General features: G+C 38.5%; 24 protein-coding genes. 12 read left to right on the plus strand and 12 right to left on the minus strand.

From position 1 onward, the window contains the following. Window positions 1-52 precede the first annotated feature (52 nt). The 5 genes from hemB (at window position 53) to EV07_RS01110 (ending at window position 5437) form a co-directional block, all read left to right on the plus strand. Complete coding sequence (gene hemB / locus EV07_RS01090; RefSeq protein WP_036916496.1) at window positions 53-1051, plus strand: porphobilinogen synthase; 999 nt, start codon at window positions 53-55, stop codon at window positions 1049-1051. 55 nt (window positions 1052-1106) lie between these two features. Then, on the plus strand, window positions 1107-1511 hold the full coding sequence (locus EV07_RS01095; protein ID WP_036916497.1) for a VOC family protein: 405 nt from the start codon (window positions 1107-1109) through the stop codon (window positions 1509-1511). 18 nt (window positions 1512-1529) lie between these two features. Beyond that, window positions 1530-3950: an endonuclease MutS2 gene (locus EV07_RS01100; RefSeq protein ID WP_052043799.1), complete on the plus strand. Its 2421-nt coding sequence runs from the start codon at window positions 1530-1532 to the stop codon at window positions 3948-3950. Window positions 3951-4182: 232 nt separating this feature from the next. Beyond that, window positions 4183-5172 (plus strand): Obg family GTPase CgtA, encoded by a 990-nt coding sequence (gene cgtA, locus EV07_RS01105; protein ID WP_036916498.1) that lies wholly within the window; start codon window positions 4183-4185, stop codon window positions 5170-5172. A gap of 82 nt (window positions 5173-5254) precedes the next feature. Continuing rightward, complete coding sequence (locus tag EV07_RS01110) at window positions 5255-5437, plus strand: hypothetical protein (RefSeq protein WP_036916499.1); 183 nt, start codon at window positions 5255-5257, stop codon at window positions 5435-5437. Window positions 5438-5493: 56 nt separating this feature from the next. On the opposite strand, the gene EV07_RS01115 is transcribed toward EV07_RS01110, so the two are convergent. The 3 genes from EV07_RS01115 to EV07_RS01125 all read right to left on the minus strand — a co-directional run bounded on the left by EV07_RS01115 (window position 5494) and on the right by EV07_RS01125 (window position 7580). Continuing rightward, window positions 5494-5712: a CP12 domain-containing protein gene (locus EV07_RS01115; protein ID WP_036916500.1), complete on the minus strand. Its 219-nt coding sequence runs from the start codon at window positions 5710-5712 to the stop codon at window positions 5494-5496. Window positions 5713-5941: 229 nt separating this feature from the next. Further along, window positions 5942-6565 carry a DUF2301 domain-containing membrane protein gene (locus tag EV07_RS01120; protein ID WP_036916501.1) on the minus strand — a complete coding sequence of 208 codons (624 nt, stop codon included), beginning with the start codon at window positions 6563-6565 and terminating at the stop codon, window positions 5942-5944. A gap of 46 nt (window positions 6566-6611) precedes the next feature. After that, entirely contained in the window at window positions 6612-7580 is a 969-nt protein-coding gene (locus tag EV07_RS01125) for a glutathione binding-like protein (RefSeq protein WP_036916502.1), read from the minus strand. Between the two features lie 54 nt (window positions 7581-7634). Between EV07_RS01125 and EV07_RS01130 the strand changes: the two genes are divergently transcribed. The 3 genes from EV07_RS01130 (at window position 7635) to aroC (ending at window position 11165) form a co-directional block, all read left to right on the plus strand. Next, on the plus strand, window positions 7635-8561 hold the full coding sequence (locus tag EV07_RS01130; protein ID WP_036916503.1) for an aspartoacylase: 927 nt from the start codon (window positions 7635-7637) through the stop codon (window positions 8559-8561). A gap of 277 nt (window positions 8562-8838) precedes the next feature. Next, window positions 8839-9921: a photosystem II q(b) protein gene (psbA, locus tag EV07_RS01135; protein WP_036916504.1), complete on the plus strand. Its 1083-nt coding sequence runs from the start codon at window positions 8839-8841 to the stop codon at window positions 9919-9921. A 155-nt stretch (window positions 9922-10076) separates the two neighbouring features. Further along, window positions 10077-11165 (plus strand): chorismate synthase, encoded by a 1089-nt coding sequence (aroC, locus tag EV07_RS01140; protein ID WP_036916505.1) that lies wholly within the window; start codon window positions 10077-10079, stop codon window positions 11163-11165. 90 nt (window positions 11166-11255) lie between these two features. Here the strand turns inward: aroC and EV07_RS01145 are convergent, their stop codons facing one another. From EV07_RS01145 to EV07_RS01170, 6 genes are all read right to left on the minus strand, one after another. Continuing rightward, window positions 11256-11933, minus strand: coding sequence for a bifunctional 4-hydroxy-2-oxoglutarate aldolase/2-dehydro-3-deoxy-phosphogluconate aldolase (locus EV07_RS01145; protein WP_052043798.1), 678 nt, complete (start codon window positions 11931-11933; stop codon window positions 11256-11258). Beyond that, window positions 11917-13767, minus strand: a complete 1851-nt coding sequence (ftsH, locus tag EV07_RS01150) for an ATP-dependent zinc metalloprotease FtsH (protein WP_036916506.1) — start codon at window positions 13765-13767, stop codon at window positions 11917-11919. The genes EV07_RS01145 and ftsH overlap by 17 nt, the downstream gene beginning before the upstream one ends. Window positions 13768-13815: 48 nt before the next feature. Further along, window positions 13816-14988: a sulfate adenylyltransferase gene (sat, locus tag EV07_RS01155; protein WP_036916507.1), complete on the minus strand. Its 1173-nt coding sequence runs from the start codon at window positions 14986-14988 to the stop codon at window positions 13816-13818. Between the two features lie 134 nt (window positions 14989-15122). After that, on the minus strand, window positions 15123-15914 hold the full coding sequence (locus EV07_RS01160) for a photosystem II manganese-stabilizing polypeptide (protein ID WP_036916508.1): 792 nt from the start codon (window positions 15912-15914) through the stop codon (window positions 15123-15125). A gap of 221 nt (window positions 15915-16135) precedes the next feature. Further along, entirely contained in the window at window positions 16136-17419 is a 1284-nt protein-coding gene (gene coaBC / locus EV07_RS01165; protein WP_052043797.1) for a bifunctional phosphopantothenoylcysteine decarboxylase/phosphopantothenate--cysteine ligase CoaBC, read from the minus strand. Then, a complete protein-coding gene (locus EV07_RS01170) occupies window positions 17409-17654 on the minus strand; it encodes a DUF2555 domain-containing protein (protein WP_052043796.1) in 246 nt (81 codons plus the stop codon). Before EV07_RS01170 ends, coaBC begins: the two co-directional genes overlap by 11 nt. 220 nt (window positions 17655-17874) lie before the next feature. Between EV07_RS01170 and EV07_RS01175 the strand changes: the two genes are divergently transcribed. Next, window positions 17875-18075: a hypothetical protein gene (locus tag EV07_RS01175; protein WP_036916753.1), complete on the plus strand. Its 201-nt coding sequence runs from the start codon at window positions 17875-17877 to the stop codon at window positions 18073-18075. Window positions 18076-18126: 51 nt separating this feature from the next. Continuing rightward, complete coding sequence (locus EV07_RS01180) at window positions 18127-18456, plus strand: DUF565 domain-containing protein (RefSeq protein ID WP_036916509.1); 330 nt, start codon at window positions 18127-18129, stop codon at window positions 18454-18456. 19 nt (window positions 18457-18475) lie between these two features. Here EV07_RS01180 and EV07_RS01185 read toward each other — a convergent pair whose 3' ends face one another. Further along, a complete protein-coding gene (locus EV07_RS01185; protein ID WP_036916510.1) occupies window positions 18476-19492 on the minus strand; it encodes an aspartate carbamoyltransferase catalytic subunit in 1017 nt (338 codons plus the stop codon). After that, complete coding sequence (locus tag EV07_RS01190; protein ID WP_052043795.1) at window positions 19489-20109, minus strand: DNA-3-methyladenine glycosylase; 621 nt, start codon at window positions 20107-20109, stop codon at window positions 19489-19491. The genes EV07_RS01185 and EV07_RS01190 overlap by 4 nt, the downstream gene beginning before the upstream one ends. Before the next feature lie 103 nt (window positions 20110-20212). Between EV07_RS01190 and EV07_RS01195 the strand changes: the two genes are divergently transcribed. Continuing rightward, window positions 20213-21013, plus strand: coding sequence for a creatininase family protein (locus EV07_RS01195; protein WP_036916512.1), 801 nt, complete (start codon window positions 20213-20215; stop codon window positions 21011-21013). Then, complete coding sequence (gatC, locus tag EV07_RS01200) at window positions 21010-21303, plus strand: Asp-tRNA(Asn)/Glu-tRNA(Gln) amidotransferase subunit GatC (RefSeq protein ID WP_036916513.1); 294 nt, start codon at window positions 21010-21012, stop codon at window positions 21301-21303. The genes EV07_RS01195 and gatC overlap by 4 nt, the downstream gene beginning before the upstream one ends. A gap of 2 nt (window positions 21304-21305) precedes the next feature. On the opposite strand, the gene crtR is transcribed toward gatC, so the two are convergent. Further along, window positions 21306-22331 (minus strand): beta-carotene hydroxylase, encoded by a 1026-nt coding sequence (gene crtR / locus EV07_RS01205; RefSeq protein ID WP_036916514.1) that lies wholly within the window; start codon window positions 22329-22331, stop codon window positions 21306-21308. Between the last annotated feature and the right edge of the window lie 56 nt (window positions 22332-22387).

Genomic DNA, 22387 nt, shown 5'->3' on the forward strand with positions numbered 1-22387 from the left:
CCTATAAAGGCTTTACGATCATCATTAATTAATTGCATTTGTTCTTAAACATATGGAACTTACATATCGACCACGTCGACTTCGTAGAACTTCTGCTTTGAGAAGCATGGTGACAGAGAATGTAATTACTGCCTCAGACTTTATTTACCCTCTATTTGTGCATGAAGGTAATGAAATCGAGGCCATATCAGCAATGCCAGGGGCCAATCGTTGGACTCTAGATACATTGGTTGGGGAGGTTGTACGAGCGTGGAACTTGGGCATTAGATGCATTGTTTTGTTCCCTAAAATTGCTGACGAACTGAAGACTGAAGGTGGTGAAGAGTGTTTTAACGAAAATGGTTTAATACCTAAGGCTATTCGACGTCTAAAACAAGAAATTCCTGATATGACAATAATGACCGATGTTGCATTAGATCCATACTCTATTGATGGGCATGATGGCATTGTCAGTGCCGAAGGTATTGTCTTAAATGATGAAACTGTAGAGCATTTGTGTAAACAGGCTATTGTTCAGGCCCAAGCTGGAGCTGATTTGATAGGACCTAGTGACATGATGGATGGACGAGTTGGTGCTATTCGTGAATCTTTGGATGATGAAGGATTTGAGGATGTAGGGATTATTAGTTATACCGCAAAATATTCTTCAGCTTATTATGGCCCGTTTAGAGAAGCGCTTGACTCTGCTCCACGTTTAGAGAGTACAAAACCTATACCTAAAGATAAGGCTAGCTATCAAATGAATCCTGCCAATTCGCGAGAAGCTATTACTGAAGCTCAGCTTGATGAACAAGAAGGTTCTGATATTTTGATGGTTAAGCCAGGTTTAGCCTATCTCGATATTATTTATCGTTTAAGACAAGAATCTGAATTGCCTATTGCTGCTTATAACGTTAGTGGTGAGTACTCGATGATTAAAGCTGCTTCACAAAAAGGTTGGATTGATGAAAAATTAGTTGTTTTAGAAACTTTGTTGAGCTTTAAAAGAGCAGGGGCTGATCTTGTATTGACTTATCACGCATGTGATGCTGCTGCATGGTTGAAAGGGTAAAAACATCAAGTGTATCGGCATTTTTCTTGTATTAAATTCTGTCTAGTTTTCTATTATGAATCAACAAAATTCAGGAAACAGTAGCTTAAATGTTAGAAGACTCGGGCATGTAGCTATACGTGTAAAAGATGTAGATAGGGCTAAGTCCTTTTATACAAGCCTTGGGATGACGGTTGTTTGGGATGATGCAGAATGGTGTTATTTAGAAGCAGGCCCTAATAAAGATGGACTTGCCTTATTAGGCCCAGGTTATAAAGCAGCAGGCCCACATTTTGCTTTTCACTTCTCTGATAAAGCTGAGGTAGAGCATGCTCATAAGCAATTACATCAGGCTGGGATTAAAGTTGGGAGTTTGCATGCTCATCGAGATGGTACCTCTTCTTTTTATTTGCAAGACCCTGAAGGCAATTGGTTGGAAATGCTTTACCTCCCTCCTGAGGGTATTCCATCAAATCAATAAAGTATGAGTAATTCTTGAATGGGTTTTCAACAAAAGAATTCGAAATTAAGTATTGCTCAGCTTGCTTCTCAAGAAACACTTGAGCTGTTGGAGTGGCCACTTCTTTGTGAACAGCTCTCATCATTTGCAAGCACTATTCAAGGCCGACGTATATGTATCACTTCTTTAATACCAAGTAATTTGCTCATCAGCAGAAGATTGCTTTCTGAAACATTAGAGATAAGTACTTTAGATAAAGAGTTAGAAGGAGGTATTAGTTTTGTTGGAGTTAAAGATTTAGAGACGATTTTGTTGCGATGCTCAAAAGGAGGGGTCTTGTCCGGGATGGAGTTGTTAGAAGTTTCTGAAACATTAAGAGCTGCCAGGCGATTGCGTCGGCAGCTAAATGACCCAATGAGTCGACCAACAATATCTTCCTTAGCCTCGAATTTGATAGCATTGCCCGAATTGCAGAAATTAATTGAATTTGGGATCGAAGATGGTGGGCGCATAGCAGATCGGGCAAGTGATCAATTAGCTGGATTTCGTCGACAGGCTCATGCGTTAGGACAGGAAAGGAAAGATTTCTTAAGGGATCTTATGAGGAGACTGCATTCTGTCCTTCAGGATACTGTCATATCTGAACGATATAATCGACCAGTAATAGCCTTGAAGTCTGGTGCAATTGATCATGTTCAAGGAACCATTCATGACACTTCTGCTTCAGGAAATACTTATTTTATAGAGCCAAAAATCATCATTCCTTTAGGCAATAGAATTGCAGCACTTCAAGCCAAAATTTTAGTAGAAGAGCAGAAATTATTAGCTCTGTGGAGTAGGGAAGTTGCTGATAATCATCTTGCTCTTCATCAACTTTATAAAGCTTTATTGGAATTAGACTTTGCTTTAACAAGAGCAAGATATAGCGATTGGTTGGGGGGTATTGCACCTAGTCTTAATGAACACTCTGATAGTCCATTTCTCATTGAAGAGTTTCGTCACCCTTTACTTGTTTGGAAAGAGCATTATGAACAAGGCGATACAGTTATTCCAACAAGTTTTGAGGTATCTTCTTCTCAGAGAGTCATTGCTATTACAGGGCCTAATACGGGAGGAAAAACAGTTGCATTGAAAAGTATAGGTTTAGCAATACTTATGTCAAAGTGTGGATTGTTGTTGCCGTGTTCTGGGGAGCCATCTTTGCCTTGGGTTAATCAAGTCCTGGCAGATATTGGAGATGAACAATCCCTTCAACAGAATTTATCAACGTTTAGTGGACATATTGTTCGAATTACTCGTATTTTGGAATCCATTGCTATATGTTCTGGACCGTCAGTAGTTTTACTTGATGAATTAGGGGCAGGTACTGATCCAACAGAAGGAACTGCATTAGCGACCGCTTTGTTGCTTGCATTGGCTGATAAAGCAAGATTGACAGTTGCAACTACACATTTTGGCGAATTAAAAGCTTTGAAGTATAGCGATTCACGATTTGAGAATGCTTCTGTTGGATTTGATAGTGAAACGATGAGTCCTACTTATCATCTTCAATGGGGTATTCCTGGGCGAAGCAATGCTTTAGCAATCGCACGTCGATTAGGTTTAGAGAGAAGTGTTATGAATAAAGCCCAAGAACTTTTGACAAGCAATGGTGTGGACAATGTAAACCATGTTATAGAAGGGCTTGAGGAGCAGCGGCATAGGCAGCAAGAGGCAGCAGAAGAAGCTGCTGCACTTTTAGCTCGTACGGAGATTCTTCATGAGGAATTGATTAGTCGTTGGCAAAAACAATGTTTAGAATCTCAAGACTTTCAGGAAAGAGGACGCCAGGAATTAGAGAGTTCTATTCGAGATGGACAAAAGGAGGTGAAAGAATTAATCCGTCGTTTGCGTGATGGATCAGCGGATGGTGAGACTGCGCGAATAAGTGGTAAGAGGTTAAGGCAAATAAAAGCTTTTCAACAGCAACGGATGAATAAAGATAATAATAATTGGTTACCTAAAAAAGGGGATCGTGTCAGATTAACTTCGATAGGCAAATCGGGTGAAGTTATTGCAGTATCAGAGGATGGTTCAGAACTTACAGTAATGTGTGGAGTATTTAGAAGTACAGTTGATTTGAATTTTGTTGAAAGCTTAGATGGACAAAAACCTATGCCTTTAAATCAACATCCTGTAGTCAATATAAAATCTAATCTTCAATTAGGTGGTAATCCTACTGTTCGCACTAAAAGAAATACAATTGATGTAAGAGGTTTGAGAGTGTACGAAGCTGAAGCCGTGGTTGAAGAGAAATTACGTAATACATCTGGCCCGTTATGGATTATTCATGGCGTTGGGACAGGAAGGTTGAAAAAGGGTTTGATTGAGTGGTTGGAAAATCTTGATTATGTCGAAAAAATTACAATTGCTGAGCATTTTGATGGTGGTCCAGGATGTAGCGTTGTTTGGGTGAAGTAATTCAACTCTTGAGAAATTTAGATCATTTTTTAATCTTGGAACGACTAAAGGCTGAAATGAATTTGATATGTGTTATCAAATATTTTCTCTCGGTTTTCGACATGACCGATTGTCTGCTTTAGTTATTATGCATGAGGAGCTTAAATGACTGTTCAGGGTCTTTATTACTTACATTACCCAAGTATCGAGGAGCCCTACCTCGTCTATCTTTCATTGCTATTAATACACGACAATGCAGTTTATAGATCAAGCACACATAACAGTTAGAGCCGGACGTGGTGGCGATGGAATAGTTGCTTTTCGAAGAGAAAAGTATGTGCCTGCTGGTGGCCCTTCAGGGGGAGATGGCGGTAATGGTGGGAAAGTTGTATTCCTGGCCGATTCCAATCTTCAAACTTTATTGGATTTTAAATTCAAAAAAATAATTCTTGCTGAAGATGGTTGTAGAGGAGGTCCTAATAAATGCACTGGTGCATCTGGGAATGATCTTATTTTGAAAGTTCCATGTGGCACAGAAGTTAGACATATGGAAACAGGAATAATATTTGGTGATTTGACAATTCATGGCGAAACTTTAGTGGTGGCTTTTGGGGGTAATGGAGGTCTTGGGAATGCTCATTATTTAAGTAATAGAAACCGTGCTCCTGAAAAATTCTCAGAAGGTAGGGATGGAGAAGAATGGTTATTAAATCTTGAATTAAAATTATTAGCGGAAGTAGGAATTATTGGATTGCCAAATGCAGGGAAAAGCACATTGATTTCTGTTCTTTCATCTGCAAGACCCAAAATTGCTGATTACCCTTTCACTACATTAATTCCCAACCTTGGTGTTGTACGCAAGCCAAGTGGAGATGGAACTGTTTTTGCTGATATTCCTGGCTTAATAGCTGGTGCTGCTCAAGGTATTGGATTAGGACATGAGTTCTTAAGGCACATAGAACGGACAAAATTGTTGATTCACCTTGTAGATGCTTCATCTTTAGATCCTTTGGAAGATATTCAAGTTGTTGAGAAAGAACTTTTAGCTTATGACCATGGACTTATCGATCGCCCAAGAATTTTAGTCTTGAATAAGAAAGAGCTTATAAATCAGCAAAAGATTGAGGTTCTCATAGAAAATTTAAACCCTTCATTTGGAAACGACTTGTTTGTTATTTCTGCTGCAATGAATGAAGGCTTAGATCTTCTGCTCAAAAAAGTTTGGGAAAAACTAGAGACTTAACAATTTTTCTATGTTTTATAGCCAATGTATGGTTGTCGATACTCACAGAATTGGTCATAACTAGTATAAGGTTATTTTTTCTATGACTTTCTACACTTGTTTTGATGATCAAGGTGGTGTAATCGCTAGATGCCAAACACCACAAGATGTTGAAGTATTGAGACGTATGGGGCGTCCTATTAAAGAGGTTAGGGAAATGAAGAATGAAGAAGCAGTTGTTTGTTCACTTACTGGAAGTCCTTCAGACTTCAATATGGATTATTAAATTTTAAAAAGGTCTGAATTTGTAACCATTAAAAAAGTGGGCATAGGCCCACTTTTTTAATCATCATAAACCAAACATTCTGGTTCATCTGGATTTGCATCACAGAATAACTCTAGTGCATTTGGATCGTGCTTGTCCTCAGGATGGTGTTCTTTATATTCCTCTAGTGAATGTAGTTCTTCTTCAAGATGTCTTGCTTTGGGGGCATTGCCTTCGGCTTTGGCAGAAAGAATCTCTGATTGATCCTTCTGGATGTGTTCGTCGATTGAGTTCATTGTTTCGTTGCTTTAAGCCTTAGCTTTCAACGTATTTACATTAAATACTTTAGAGATTTCTGCCACTATTAGTTGGTTTGGTTTACAACACCATGTATTTCCTTTGTAGCTTGAGATACATTTTTGCCTGTTAGGGCTGCAGTTTGTTTTAAAGTCAAAGTTATTCATAAGGTTAATTTAGAAATTCGAATTGTTTTTTGGAGACAGCTCTAATTCCCAGAGGCAGTTTTTACTTCGTTTTTAGATATTCAAAAACACTTTTGTCACCAATATCCGAAGCTGCATCCATGCCAAATTTTCTTAATGCAAGAATTAATAACAGTCCTGCCGACAAACAAATCAATATCATTGCTATTTGATTACTTATTATTCCCAAAAAATGACTTCCTAGGCTTATAGGCAGTAAGCATGTCAATCCAATAGCCTCTGGTCGTTGAAAACAAAAGAATTCTTTAAAGCCTAATCCAGTCATTGCTGCAAAATAAGGCCCAATCAATATTGTTAAGCTCGGTCTGGAAGCAAGGTTAGATAGTAATTCGTGAGAATCCCCTTTGAAAATGAGAATAGCAATCCCTAAAGACCCTAAAGCCCATAAGAATTGAAGAGTTCTATGAAGAAAGCGAATATAAATGTGAATCCAATTCAAAGCTAATCCCAAGGAAATAGTCATTGGAATAAGCCAGATCCATGCATAACCTTGCCCAATGATCAACCAATGAGATAAACCTGCTGTGAATGATAAGCCACATATCAATAGTGCAATTCTATAGTTTCTTACTTCTAACCGATCATCATTTGTTATCACATATTTCCCATACATTCCTTGAAGTTCTATTGATAAGGCATTTTCCATGGTTGTCCTAAGGTGATTTAATTTGACAGCAAAGAGTTGAATTTGATCAAACTATCTCTTCAATTTTAGGTCCTTTTGGGATGATATTGCTTGGATTCAGTGGGAATAATGCTCCAAAGTAATCATTACGCCAATGGAATGCATTACAAGTCTTTGAGACTCTTGGCAGATTATAAAATCTTTTTCGCCAAGCAATCAGTTTTGGAAAAGAAGACAAAAACTCTTGGCTACAGCTAAATAAAGGAGAGTAAACACTTTCCCATCTAATAATTGTTGGGAATAATCTTATATCAGCCAGAGTAAGTTTGTCCCCACATAGCCAAGGTCCTTTTATCGAAAGACTTTCTTCTATATTTTTGAGTGAATGAAATAACTCTTCGCTTGCTTTTTCATAAGCAACTTGGCTTCTAGCAAAACCACATTTATAAACACCGTTGTTTACTGACTCTTGGATTGCTTCTTGCCATGCATTGATTTCTGGTTGAAGATCTTTTGGGTAAAAATTAGGTGCGCCATTGTCTACAGGCCATTCATTCAAAGTTTCTAAGAGTTGCGCACTCTCATTGCCAACTAATAAGGGATTTGTTTTATTAGCAGGTTTTGGATCAATTAGGACTGGAACTGTTGCCCTATAGGTGGGAGGTGAATCACAAAATTTGTAAATTTCTAGAAGTGTTTTGTAACCCTTCCAAGGCGGCGAGATTTTCCATAAACCTTCTTTATGATCAGCCCAAGCGATTAGAAGGTTTAAGTTATTTTTCAGATTCCTTAGTTCATATATTATCCATGTCCTCTGTGCCCACGGGCAGCTTCTTCCGATGATTAAAACTGGCAATTCACTTTGCGTTCTATGTAAGAGCTCTTCTCTTGTTGGAGGGGTGGAATTCCTTGCCTGGCTAGGTTTGCGTTTGTAATTACCTGAATGGTCAGCAGGTGCAAGACCATTCATTAATTTATTCCATTGCCACTTCCAACCATTTCGGGCTGCTGCAACTATTGCTGGAGGTATTGACATTGGATTTATTTGGTAGATATTTTCAACTATCCCTGATTGTCTTGATAATTTGTGATGTCTAGCATTCAATTGTTATTGGTTGCAGGTACACATGGGAATGAAATTAATGCACCTTGGATTTTTGATCAGTGGCAGAAGGATCTAAATCTGATTGATCAAAGCGGTTTGAAGGTTGTTGCTGAGATAGGTAATCCTGATGCACGTGAGAAAGTTCAAAGGTATTTAGACAGAGATTTAAATAGAAGCTTTCTACGAGAAAATTTGAATTCGTCTCAAGTCAATTGCATTGAAATTGATCGAGCTAGAGAATTAGTGGATAAGTATGGTCAATATGGTTCTAACCCATGCCAAATAGTTATTGACCTCCACAGCACGACATCATCTATGGGGACTAGTCTTGTTGTCTATGGAAGACGTCCAGTTGATTTAGCATTAGTGTCTTTAATTCAAAACCGACTTGGTGTGCCTATTTATTTATATGAAGGTGATCTATCTCAACAAGGTTTTATGGTTGAGTCTTGGCCTTGTGGATTTGTAGTTGAAATAGGCCCTGTTCCTCAAGGATTGCTTCATAGTCGAATTATTAGCCAGACATTTCATACGGTCAAATCTTGTATTGAAGAGATCTCTAAATACATTAATTGTGGTGCTTCTTTTCCCGAAAAGCTTCTAGTTCATAGACATTTAAAAAACATTGATTTCCCTAGAGATTCTTTAGGAAGACCTTCAGCATTTATTCACAGTGATCTTCAAGGTAGAGATTGGTATCCAATCAGATATGGTCATCCATTATTTACAGATCTCAATGGGAATGAGATTAGATTTTTAGACCAATCTTTAGAATCTGAAGAGGTTGTGCCAGTTTTTATAAATGAAGCTGCATATGTAGAGAAAAATATTGCCATGAGTTTGACTAAGAGAGAGGTTTTGACCTTTGATCCTGCTTGGAAAGATGCTTTGTATCGTTTGATTGGTTCTTAAATGAAGGTTGATCTGTTTTTAGAGGAAATCCATGGCTCTCTTAAGACTTTTTAATCTTTAGACTTGTTAATGAAATTGAAGCATCGGCTGTATTATTTACTTAGAAATTCTTTTGAAGTCTTTTGAGGCTTGGTTTGGATCAATTTTTATATTTTCTTAATAAGAACCTGTTAACAAGCCTCGCGTTATTGCAGCTTTTCATTTAAAGTCCTCCTGGCGGGTTATTACTCCCGTTCTTACATAAAAATGTCCCGTTTGGGACTTATTTCACGTCCTCATGACCACCATTAGGCAGCAGCGTTCTGCGCTGCTCAAAGGTTGGCCGCAGTTCTGTGAGTGGGTTACCTCTACTGACAACCGTATCTATGTCGGTTGGTTTGGTGTATTGATGATCCCTTGCCTTCTAGCGGCAGCAATTTGTTTTGTAGTTGCTTTCATAGCAGCTCCTCCAGTTGACATTGATGGCATCCGTGAGCCTGTAGCAGGATCTTTCATTTATGGAAACAACATCATTTCTGGTGCTGTTGTTCCATCTAGTAATGCAATAGGCCTTCACTTCTACCCGATTTGGGAAGCTGCAACTCTTGATGAGTGGCTTTATAACGGCGGTCCTTACCAGCTTGTTATTTTCCACTTCCTCATTGGTATTTGTGGTTGGATGGGCCGTCAGTGGGAACTTTCATATCGTTTAGGTATGCGCCCATGGATCTGTGTTGCTTACTCTGCACCAGTTTCTGCGGCTTTCGCTGTTTTCCTTGTTTACCCATTTGGTCAGGGATCTTTCTCTGATGGAATGCCTTTAGGTATCTCAGGAACATTCAACTTCATGTTTGTGTTCCAGGCAGAGCACAATATACTTATGCACCCATTCCATATGGCTGGTGTTGCAGGTATGTTTGGTGGAAGCTTGTTCTCAGCAATGCATGGTTCTTTGGTGACTTCTTCACTTATTCGTGAAACCACCGAGACTGAATCTTTGAACTATGGCTATAAGTTTGGCCAAGAAGAAGAAACCTATAACATCGTTGCAGCTCATGGCTACTTCGGTCGTTTGATCTTCCAATATGCAAGCTTCAATAATAGTCGCAGTCTTCACTTCTTCTTAGCAATTTTCCCAGTTGTTTGTATTTGGTTGACTTCTATGGGCATCTGCACCATGGCATTCAATCTAAATGGATTCAATTTCAACCAATCAGTGGTTGATGCAAATGGAAAAGTTGTTCCTACATGGGGAGATGTACTTAACCGTGCAAACCTCGGTATGGAAGTGATGCATGAGCGTAATGCTCACAACTTCCCTCTTGATTTGGCAGCTGCTGAATCCACTTCTGTGGCATTAGTTGCTCCTTCAATTGGATAATTAGTTATCAACTAACCTCAAGCTCTTAGCTTGAATTATGATCCCCCTCTTTATTATTAAGAGGGGGATTTTTTTTAATCCCTTTTAAATGAGCGAATGATTGATTAGGATTTTTGATAAGAACACTCTTCTTAATTCAGGAGATTAAAGAATTTATGGGAAGTAGTTTTGGTGCTTTATTCCGTGTATCCACATTTGGTGAATCTCATGGTGGAGGGGTTGGTGTCATCGTTGAAGGATGTCCTCCTAGATTGGAATTAGATATTGGCAAAATACAAAATGAACTTGATCGGCGTAGACCTGGGCAGAGTAAAATCACCACGCCTAGAAAGGAATTAGATCAAGTAGAAATTTTGAGCGGAATAGTTGAAAGAAAAACTCTTGGTACACCGATAGCAATGATGGTACGGAATCAAGATCAAAGGCCAGGAGATTACAAGGGTATAAAGAATGTTTTCAGACCATCTCATGCTGATGGAACTTATCACTTGAAATATGGGGTTCAAGCTGTTAGTGGAGGGGGAAGAGCTTCTGCTCGAGAAACAATCGGACGAGTTGCAGCTGGAGCAATTGCCAAGCAAATACTTCACAAGGCTTATAAAACCGAGGTCCTTGCCTGGGTAAGGCGAATTCATGATATAGAAGCTCAGATAGATATAAATCAAATTAGTTTTCAAGATATTGAGTCAAATATTGTTCGTTGTCCAAATCTTGAAACTGCAAATTTAATGATCAAAAGGATTGAAGAGATTAGTAGGGAAGGTGATTCATGTGGTGGTTTGATCGAATGTGTTGTTCGAAATGTACCAGGAGGACTAGGAATGCCTGTCTTTGACAAATTAGAGGCTGATTTCGCTAAGGCTTTAATGTCTTTACCAGCAAGTAAGGGGTTTGAAGTTGGATCAGGCTTTGGGGGCACATTCTTAAAAGGGAGTGAACATAATGATGCTTTTTTGTCTTCCGATGGGAATGGCTTGAAAACTGCTTCAAATAATTCAGGAGGCATTCAAGGAGGTATTAGTAATGGAGAGCCAATCATCCTTAGAGTTGGATTTAAACCAACAGCGACAATTCGTAAGGAGCAGCAAACTATTGATTCAGAAGGTAATCAAACTATGCTTGCGGCAAAAGGTAGGCATGATCCATGTGTTTTACCTAGAGCAGTCCCAATGGTTGAAGCAATGGTTTCCATTGTCTTGACGGATCACCTCTTAAGGAATCAAGGTCAGTGCAGCTTGTGGTAAGGATTAAGGATAAGCTCTCAACTTAAACACTACATTCTTCTATAAAACTTTTCGTAACTTATAAGACTTCTCTATTTAATAGACTCTAACTTATTTAAACACTGCTTTTATGGATGAAGCGAAAGTAGGATCTATGTGATTATTTTCTATCAATGATTTACCTAGAACAATTGCATTATAACCTTCACTAATCCATGGCTTAATATCCTTAATCTCCATTCCACCAGCTGCAATAATTAGTGGTAAAGGGGTTAAAGTATTTTTTAAATGTTTTAAATAGTCAATCCCTAAAATTGATGCGGGGAAGAGTTTAATCACTCTAAAACCCCATGTAAATGCATGTTGAATTTCTGTGGGGGAAAATAGACCAGGTATCACTAATTGCCCTAATTCTCTAGACTTGTATTGAAGTTCTTCATTCCAACAGGGTGACATTGCAAAGCTAAATCCAAGATCTTTAATTACTTCTAACGCTTTAGTATTGTTAATGGATGCTACTCCAAAAGATATTTCCCTAAATTGATTTCTAATTTCTTTGATAAAAAGAATCCAATTTGGATGCTCTGACCAGGCTATTTCTATGTTTCTAATACCAGAATAATTTAGAGTATTTATTAAATCGACTATTGAAGCTGTTGATAACCTCTCAAGATCTTCTTCAGAGATTCTTATCAATACAATTAAAGGTTGGGAAGTTATCGAAGCAATTAATGCATCTTGTTTGGCTTCCCATAATCTATAAGATTTTGTTTTAGATGTATTCAGCAACTTTTACTTCACGTTTGATCAATAATTGTTGAAGATCATCCGCATCTACTGTTTCTTTCTCAACGAGCATTTCAGCAAGTTCATCAAGAACAGATCTATTGTCTTCAAGTGCTTTAGTTGCCCTTTTATAAGCTATATCAACCAAAGACGACACTTCATCATCAATTGTTGCAGCAGTATCTTCTGAAAAGTCTCTTTCAGCCGCTATATCTCTTCCTAGAAACATGCCACCTTGTGAACGGCCTAATGCAACTGGGCCTATTTTTTCACTCATCCCAAATCGAGTAACCATTTGCCTTGCAACTTGTGCAACTTGTTTTAGATCATTAGATGCTCCAGTTGTGACTTCGTCTTCTCCATAGACTATTTCTTCTGCAACTCTTCCCCCTAATGCAACTGCCATCTGATTTTGTAAATAAGACCTTGAATAAAGACCAGATTCCATTCTTTCTTCGCTGGGTGTGAAAAATGTAAGACCTCCAGCTTGACCTCGAGGAATAATCGAGATTTTTTGAACAGGGTCATAATCTGGCATTACTGCTCCAACTAGAGCATGACCAGCTTCGTGATAGGCAACTAATTCTTTACGTTTATTACTCATTACACGGTCTTTTTTCTCCGGTCCTGCCATTACTCTTTCAATAGCATCACCAATTTCTAAATTGCTTACTTCAGTATGCTCTCTTCTGGCAGCTAGAATTGCAGCTTCATTGAGCAAATTGGCCAGATCTGCTCCAGTAAAACCTGGAGTTCTCCTTGCAACTTGATCTAGATCAACATCTTTTGAAAGAGTCTTTTCTCTAGCATGGACTTTTAGGATTTGAAGACGCCCTACATAGTCAGGCCTGTCAACAACGACTTGCCTGTCAAAACGGCCAGGCCTTAATAGAGCAGAGTCCAGAACATCTGGTCTATTAGTTGCAGCAACAATGATAATTCCTGTATTGCCTTCAAACCCATCCATCTCAGTGAGTAACTGGTTGAGAGTCTGCTCTCTTTCGTCATTACCACCACCTAGACCAGCCCCTCTTTGACGTCCCACTGCGTCAATCTCATCAATAAAGACAATGCATGGAGCATTCTTTTTGGCTTGTTCAAAAAGATCTCTTACACGACTTGCTCCTACACCAACGAACATTTCTACAAATTCTGAACCTGATATTGAGAAGAATGGTACTGCAGCTTCTCCAGCAACAGCTTTAGCTAAAAGAGTTTTGCCTGTTCCAGGAGGACCAACAAGAAGAACCCCTTTGGGGATCTTTGCTCCAACGGCAGTAAATCGATCAGGATTCTTTAAGAAATCTACAACTTCTGAAAGTTCTAGTTTTGCACCTTCAATGCCAGCCACATCTCCAAATGTAACTTGAGTAGAAGGCTCCATTTGTAAGCGAGCTTTGCTTTTTCCAAAACTCATTGCTGGATTTCCGCCGCCCCCGCCGCCCTGAGAACGTCTGAATAGAAAAAATAATCCTCCTAAAAGAAGTACTGGAAAGATTAAACTGCTCGCTGCTTGCTGCCAGGGATTTGCTTGTTGTGTTGGTTGAACTGCAATATCCACATCGTTTTCAGTAAGCAGTTGCAAGAGATCATTGTCAGGAGCAAGATTTACTTTTGCTCGAGTACCATCATTTTCAATTATCTGTGCTGTCCCATTATCAGGAGAGATGAAGACCCTGCTAATTTGTTTCTCTTGAACAGCCTCAATGAAATCACTATATCTAAGTGTTCTCGATTCTTGAGGTTGATTGGGTCTGTCTAAAAAGGCAGTCCCAACAAATATTATTACTACAACCATAAGGAAGTAGATAGCTATGTTTCGCCAGCGTTTGTTCAAAGGTCTTAATCGTGATACAACAATTTTAATAGAATTATGCGTTATCTGTTAGCCACCACGTAGTACTTCCACCACACTACGAAATGCAAACCATTCTGGGATCTCTTCTCCATTGCGAAGCATTTCTCTGAATTGAGTACCACTTAATTTTTTAATGCTTAAACCACAACTCTTAGCATGATCAGCAGTGACATAGCCTTCTTCTTTCGTATAAACAAGATTTAAAGAAGCCACAGTTTGCATTCCTAGCTCTGGAGCACATTCTTTTGCAAAGTTCTGAGCGTCATAAGGGCCATAAAAGTCTTCTCCTGTTAATTGAGATTTGCAACCTGCCATATCACGACCAATTATGAAGTGTGAACACCCATAGTTTTTGCGGATGATCATATGCTGCAGCGCTTCTCTAGGACCAGCCATATGCATTGAGTAGGGTAGATATGCCCATCTGATATTTGGATTTTTCACTTCAGCAGCAAGACGCTCATAAGTTTTAAAACGAACTTCTCCAGGAATATCGTCTTGTTGGGTGGGTCCACATGTTGGATGAACTAAAACGACGGCACCCTTGCTTACATTTTTCGCATCGAGAGCTTTGGTGAATAGTTCGTAATGAGCACGATGTATAGGATTTCTGCATTGAAATGCAACCACATCTTGATTGATGGGGAGTTCCTCTCTAACTTCTAATGGTGTTTTGCAAGGGAAAACTCTATGGGGAAGTTTTAATCCTTCGAGTTTTCCACCTAGGTAGAATTGTTTCCGTTCCATTGCAATCATTCTGACAGCAGGGTGCTCTAACGATGTAGTTCCATAGCACTGCTTCGCTTCAAGAACCTTGTCTGGTATCCATTTATCTGAAATTGTTAATATCGCTAGATCTTGATTTTGATAACGCAGAAGGACTCTGTCTCCAATGTTCAGATCATCACGGTCGGTATCCATAACAATTGGTAGACCAAATAAGTACCCCGATGTTGTTCTATTCGTATTTACGACAGATTGATAATCTGCCTGATTCATAAATCCTTGCAGAGGAGAGAAGCCACCAATTAAAAGCAGCTCAATATCACAAGCATTACGATCTGAGCAATCTAATGTTGTGAAAACAGCTGCTTTACTTTCTTCTCGAGATTCTTCTGGAAGCATTAAATTTTCTAGCTTCCCACCATATGGTTCTATAACTTCAGATCTAGGATTAGATAATGATTGGTTGGATGTCATTACTGATTTATTGGCCCCCGGAGATTCTCCCAGATAGGGTGAAAAAAAACTAGTGTGATATCACAAAAAAAAGGGAGTTGCCTCCCTTCTTTTTGTTTGCCTTACGGTTTTGATTAAAACGAAGTGCTTAACTTTTAGGCTTTGCGACCATATAGTTCGCCAACGATTTTAACGTCAACGGGGTCTTTAGATCCAAGATCATTATCTGAAGGTTGGATGGCTACAAAAGATCCTGCAAATTCTTGAGTATCAGAATCAACACTATCAATTGAAAGGGTGATTACCCCTTTGCCATCTAGGTCTCTTTTGATGTTTTCTTTTGCAAGATCCTCGTCATCACCACCTAAGGCAACTAGGCCTTGAGCGTATTCAACACCTGTATCCTTAGCCCGGCTTTTTGGATCTAAGAAGTCACCTGTGCGATAGCTAGGTGTATAAGTGGTTCCTGATGCTTCAGCACCTGGCGATATTGATTTTCCTTTAAAATCAACTGCCATTGATTTAGCAGAGAAGACAAAGGGAAATTCCTCTCCAGTTGGAGAAAGAACAGTGATTAATTGGAAGTCAATTCCACCTTGCTCTTTGAAGGTGCTTCCAGAAACATCACCATAGACTTGTTCAACGGTTGTGTTGTTTCTTGGGCTAATAATTTTTGCTGGTACAAACTCAGCTTTTGCTCTTTTTGATTTAGCAACCTTTACATACACCTCACTGGGGTGCATGCAGATGTCAGTAAGACCTCCATCAATACTGAGTGATCCCTGAGATCCAGCAGATATTGTTGGGCAATCATTTGCTTTGCCGGTATTAACAACATCGGCAAATCTTGCATTACCTCTTTCTCCAGAGGCAGAGACACTAAGTGGGGCAGCTATAAAGGCGAGACAGAAAGCAAGCACCAGGGCTAGCAAAGGACGAAATCTCATGGATGTGAAGCCAAAAGGCCAAATGAACGCGGTATAAAAACCGCCCTATTACTCAGTTCGGAGCTTACAGGGGGAAATGCGCCTTATGTATAGCCTTTACCAGCTCTAAACAACTCGTAGCTTAATTATGGCGTTGAAAAACGGCCAATTTCGCTAGGATTCATTCTGGCACAGCCATTTTCACTGTTTTAAGCGTTGTTAACGAAATCTTGGGTCTGTTGTTATTTTATTTTGATTTGGTCAATAAAATTAGTTTTTAGCACATCTAATAAATGATGAGCCAGCGATAATTTGCAATCGACCGGAATTTTTTCTACATGTTGTTCTGGCCCTATAAGCCAACCTCCATTGAATTCGGATCCAAATCCTTGATTCAATCTGTCAATAGGGTTTGCCATTAAGAGATCACATCCTTTTTGGTCCTTTTTGGAAATACCCAGCCTTTTTATTTCTTCATCACTGCCAGTTAAGGCAGCAAAACCAAGGAAAATTTGATTCTCTTTTTTATTTGAAATTAAATTTTTTAATAAATCGGGAACGATTTCAAATCTATCTTTCAGTGTTTCCAAAAGGTCACGCTTGGAGACTTTAATATTTGCATGTGTATTTGTTTTAATATCTGCCACTGCTGCTGTCATAGCAATTACATCTGATTCTTTCTGAAGTTTTTCCATGGTTTTGTACATATCTTGAGCACTTCTAACTTGAAAACTATTCAAACCTTCTAATAGTGATGGTTTGATTTGCAGCTCACCATGGACTAAATGCACAGTTGCACCTCTGAATCTTGCGGCTTGAGCAAGAAGAATTCCCATTTTTCCACTACTTCTATTAGTTATATATCTTGCTGCATCAATGTCTTCAATTGTTTTCCCAGCAGATACCAGAAGGTTTATTCCTTCCCAGTCCTTCTCAAATTCCACTTTCTTTTCCATCTGAACCTTTGCACTCTCTATAGCTAATTGGATTATGTCTGGATTACTCATTCGACCTTCTCCGATTCGATCGCATGCCAAGAGACCTTCAGATGGAGACAATGCGGTTACATTTTTAAACTCTTTAAGGGCTATCCAGTTCTTTTTAACTGCTGGGTTGTCCCACATAGCAGTATTCATTGCTGCAACTGCAATTACTGGTTTCTCTGAAGCTAAAAGTACACTTGCTGCTAAACCTTCGCCAAGCCCATTTACCCATCTGGAAAGTGATGAAGCGCTTAATGGTGCTACAACAACTACATTTGCCCACTCTGATAGCTCTATATGCAGAGGCCTTATGGTTTTTGGGTCCCATTGATCTTGATCTTGATAGCAATAATTTCTACTAAGCGTTGACAAAGATAATGGACTCACTAATTCAGATGCGCTGCTAGTTATCACGCAGCGAACTTCAGCCCCAGCTTTTATTAATTGGCTAATTAAAAGGGGAGTCTTTACAGCAGCAATGCTCCCTGAAGCAATAACAAGGATTCTATGGTTTTTTAATTTTTGTTGCCCTTCAATCTTCATCAAATGGCTCCTGATCAATTAAATGGTGATAATCAAGAGTTAATTCTGGCCGATGTATAGCTAATGCTCGAAGAAGATGCCAGTCATTTAAGCTTTCAAATGGGCTGAGATAATCTTCTTCTTCGAGTCTTTCGGCAAGTTGAGCAGTTGATTTATCATCAAAAGTGAAGAGAAGTTCTTCTGTTATCTTTACATCTGAATCTGAACATCCATTTTCCTTGTTTTGATTGGTCATGGTTTTTTATTGTATATAGAATCAATTCCTTTTCAGTTGCTTTATTGACTTGAGATATCTTTTAAAATTTTGAGTGCTCATTTTAAAAATTCCTTGTTGATTTATTCTCACATAGTTAAGCCTAAGCCTTAAATGATAACTTTATGTGCAATTCCTTGGTTCTGCCTGCCAGAAGGTAATTAATGATGTAAAAGGAGTTATTAAGAATTTAGAGGTTTTCATGTCTCAGACTAAAAGAGAGCAGGTTGTTAGTCATCTTAGATACGTCAGACAAGAGCTTAGAGAGATGCATCAAGGAGTTTTGGATGATGGCTTATTGCCTGAACCAGGGGAAATTAGAGGTGTGATGGCACAAATGGAAGCTTTGTATGAATTGCTTGAGGGCAAATCAAAATCTAAAACTAAGATAGAGAGCGCTTAGATTCATTTGGAATTAAATGCTCTAATCAGATAATTATTAAAGATCTTTAGAATGAAGTATCACGAAACAGGGTTTAATCGTAATTTAATAAATATAATTCGACGCTTAGATTTATGGGCGGAGAATCCTTGGAGAAAGTATTCTTTTTTTATTATCATCTTTTTTTCGGCGTTCTTTCTAGGAAGCTCAATAGGAATGATTAATGGTGTACTTGCTCTAATGGATCCAATAGGAGCTTTTTTCACGGTTGTTATTATAGAAATATTAGTACGTTTTAGAAATATTAATAAAGAGAAACAATCAATTTCAATACCAATGATTGATAGCTTCAGAATGGGCTTTGTATATGGCTTGTTTATGGAAGGTTTGAAATTATTCTAAAAATCTGATTGATAGCTATTTAATTATTTGTTGCTGCAAGAAGATAAAGAAGAGCCATCCTTACAGGTATACCATTTGCGACTTGATTATCAACTAAGCATATCGAATTGTCATCAAGTAATTCACTGCTAATTTCAATACCTCTATTAACAGGTCCTGGATGTAAGACAGGGATATGTTTTTCGCTCCACTTAAGTTTCTCATGAGTAAGTCCATAGTCGATATGATATTGGTCTAAATTTGCAATTAAGTTCTCTGTCATTCTTTCTTTTTGTAGTCTTAGAGCAATAACAGCGTCTGTATTTTTTAAAGCGTCTTTTAGTGATCTAACTATTGATATTTTCCCACGACTTTTTATCGGATCTTTTTCTTGTCCTGATGGAGGCTCTTCTGCAAACTTTGCAAAGTCATCTGGAAGAAGAGTCGGTGGTCCGCAAAGAGCAATATTTGCACCACATCCTGTAAGACTCCAAAGATTTGATCTAGCCACCCTAGAATGCAGAATGTCTCCAACAATAGTAATTTTCTTTCCGAAAAGATTTTTTGGGGCTGGGTTGCTCTTGTCGAAAAATTCAGTCAATGTAAACAAATCAAGAAGAGCTTGACTTGGGTGGCTATGCAAACCATCTCCACCATTGAGGATTGCGACTTTTTTGTCTTTTTGATCTAAATACTTTGCTAATTGTTCAGGGACTCCAGTGCAGCTATGGCGAACAATAAGGACATCTGCCCCCATTGCGACATAAGTCATTGCGGTATCTAGAGGCGTTTCGCCCTTGGATATTGAACTGGTTGAAGGGGTAAAAGATTGAACATCTGCTGAAAGGCGCTTTGCAGCAAGCTCAAAACTGCTTCTAGTCCTTGTACTTGGCTCAAAAAATAAAGTTGTTATTAGACGTCCTTGAAGAGCAGGCAATTTTCTTGCTCCAGATTTGGGCAGTTTTTTGAAACGATTAGCAAGTTGTATGACATTTTGGTAGTCCTCAAAAGAAAAAGAGGATAAGTCAATGATGTGCTTATGATTCCAATTGCTCATGGAAGCTCGTCAAAACTTGGTTTCCATGATTGCAAAGATGAAGGAGACCTATCACCTTTTGCTCGTTTGCTAATGCTTCGACTGTTTTTTAAATACCAGCGCCATGGTAAATCTTTTGCTTTTGAAATACCTATTCTTGTTGTTTGAATAATTGAGTTCATATTTGTGGGAGCTGATCGACCTTTGCTAATCCATAAACCATTCTCTATTGAAATTTGTGAATTGTCATGACTTCTGTTTAATCCAAACTTATTTGCTAATAATCCAGGGCCTGATGCAATACGTTCGTTTTCATTTGGCAAAGCTATTGCTCTAAGAAGAACGCCATTAGCATAATTGGCCTTATAAGTAACAATATTGACGCAATAATATGTTCCATAAGTTAGATAAACATATAAACGTCCGGGTTCTCCAAAAAGAGTTTTATTTTTAGTTGTTTTACTTTTGTAACCATGGCATCCAGGCTCAGATTCCGAATAAGCTTCTGTCTCAACAATTACTCCCCAAAGTAATTTTTTATTGGATTGACGTTTTATTAGTAAGCATCCAATTAAATCAGGTGCGACCAGCTCAGCAGGGCGCGCAAAAAAGGCAACTGGTAGAGATGAATTAGTTATTTGATTTCAAAGATAATGAACAAAAAATAATATTTTTATAATATATTTGATACAATTATAAGCTGTTCCTAGCTCAAGTATCAATAAATATTTAATGTAAGAAATGTCTGGAAAAAACGAAACAAGCCAACAATCTTCATCTGTTAATAAGTCTTCTAAGCGGCTAGATCTTTGTACATGGACAGAGGTTGAAGAGTACCTTAAGCAATGCAAAGGAATCATTGTTCCCATTGGATCAACAGAACAGCATGGACCTACTGGAGCAATAGGTACTGATGCTCTAACAGCAAATGCTGTAGCCCTTCAGGTAGCAGATAGAACAGGGGTCTTAGTAACACCTACTCAACCATATGGAATGGCAGAGCATCATTTAGGCTTCCCTGGAACCATGAGCCTAAGACCAGCAACTTTGCTTGCGGTAATTCATGATCTCGTGATATCTCTAGCTATCCATGGATTTGAAAGGATTTTCTTTGTTAATGGCCATGGAGGTAATATTGCCACTGCAAAATCTGCTTTTGCCCAGGCATATAGAAGTGCAAGAAGTATGGATTTAGATGTCTCTCATTCCCTTCGATGTAAGTTGGCGAATTGGTTTATGTCTCCAGAAGTTTTCAGAAAGGCTAGAGATCTTTATGGAGATCAAGAAGGACAGCATGCAACACCTAGTGAAATTGCTGTAACTCTTCATTTGGAGCCAAGCTTATTAAATAAACAACGTTCATTACCTTCCCCCTCAGCAAGTGGCCCTATATATGATTATGAAGACTTTCGACAAAGATACCCAGATGGCAGAATGGGGTCAGATCCATTTTTGGCAAATGCTAGCCATGGTGAGATCTTCCTTGATATAGCTGCTACTTCCTTAAGTAAGGATTTAATTAATTTTCTTAATGAGTCATGACTAGAATCACTTCAGATGATGTTCGCAAAGTTGCTAATCTTGCACGATTAGCAATTTCTGAAGAAGATATTAGAACTTACTCAAAACAACTTGAGGAAATTTTAGAATATATTGCTCAACTTGAGAAGATTGATACTAAAGAAGTCCCTCCAACTACGCGAGCAGTTGAAGTGGTAAATGTAATGAGAGATGATATCGTGGACTCTTCAGATATTAGAGATAAACTTTTAAATCTTGCACCGAAAAGAGAAGGGGAATTTTATAGAGTCCCGAAAATACTTTCAGATTGATTTTATTCAGGTATTACTGCAGTCTTATGTAAAAGAGAAATCCATCTTTTTCTCCATTTCTTATTTGGGATAATGCTTGCTAAAGGTCGCATTTTGCTCCTGCTTTTTTTATGGCTACGTATTCCTATTAAAATGTCATAAAGGAAATTATAACCATCTTTTTTGCTTTCGAAAATGCCCATTCTTTGCGGGGATCCTTTTTGATCTAACAGTGGCTTTGCTTCTTCATATGCTGGCTTATATTCAAACCATGGTATAGAAGGCCATAAATGATGCACAAGATGATAATTTTGACCCATTATTAATATATTCATCACACGACTTGGGTATACTCTCGCATTCTTCCATTTATTGCGAGCCATAAATGGACGGTGAGGCAAGTAATCAAAGAAAATCCCAAGAGTTACACCTACCATTAACGCAGGACCGAACCAAAGATTATAAATAACATTCATAAAGTTGAACTTTATTCCCGCAATTACTATCGTAATAAATAAAGCCCTCTCCATTCCCCATTGCATTAATTCATATTTTCTCCAAAGTTTTCTTTGGAAAAAGAAATACTCATGATAAAAAAACCTTGGTGCAATCAGCCATACTGGCCCAAAGGTGCTAACTATATGGTCTGGATCGTTTTTGGGATCATTTACATTTGAGTGGTGTTGCAGATGAACTCTTGTGAAAACTGGGAAGCTAAACCCTAGTAATATTGCTGCTCCATGACCCATTGCTTGGTTTATCCATCTGTTCGGATGGGCTGCTTTGTGGCATGCATCATGAATTACAGTTCCTTCCATATGTAGTGCAAGAAAAGCAAGACCAACTAATACAGGGAGTGGCCAAACACCTTTGTACCATTGCCAAATTGCAAGAAAGGCTATTGTATAGCCACCTAAAAATAGCCCTACTGTTGGATTTACTATCCCTGGAGGATCAAGATATTCTTTAATACGCTCTTGCCAGTAAGCATATGATTGAAATTTTGATGATGATGCATTGGCGTTAACTGAGAGTATTGTTTTTTTCATTGATACTTTGGATTACAACATAGTAGAAAATCCATATCGAATGAACGTAAGATTTA

Source organism: Prochlorococcus sp. MIT 0603 (genome assembly GCF_000760215.1).
GTDB lineage: Bacteria > Cyanobacteriota > Cyanobacteriia > PCC-6307 > Cyanobiaceae > Prochlorococcus_E.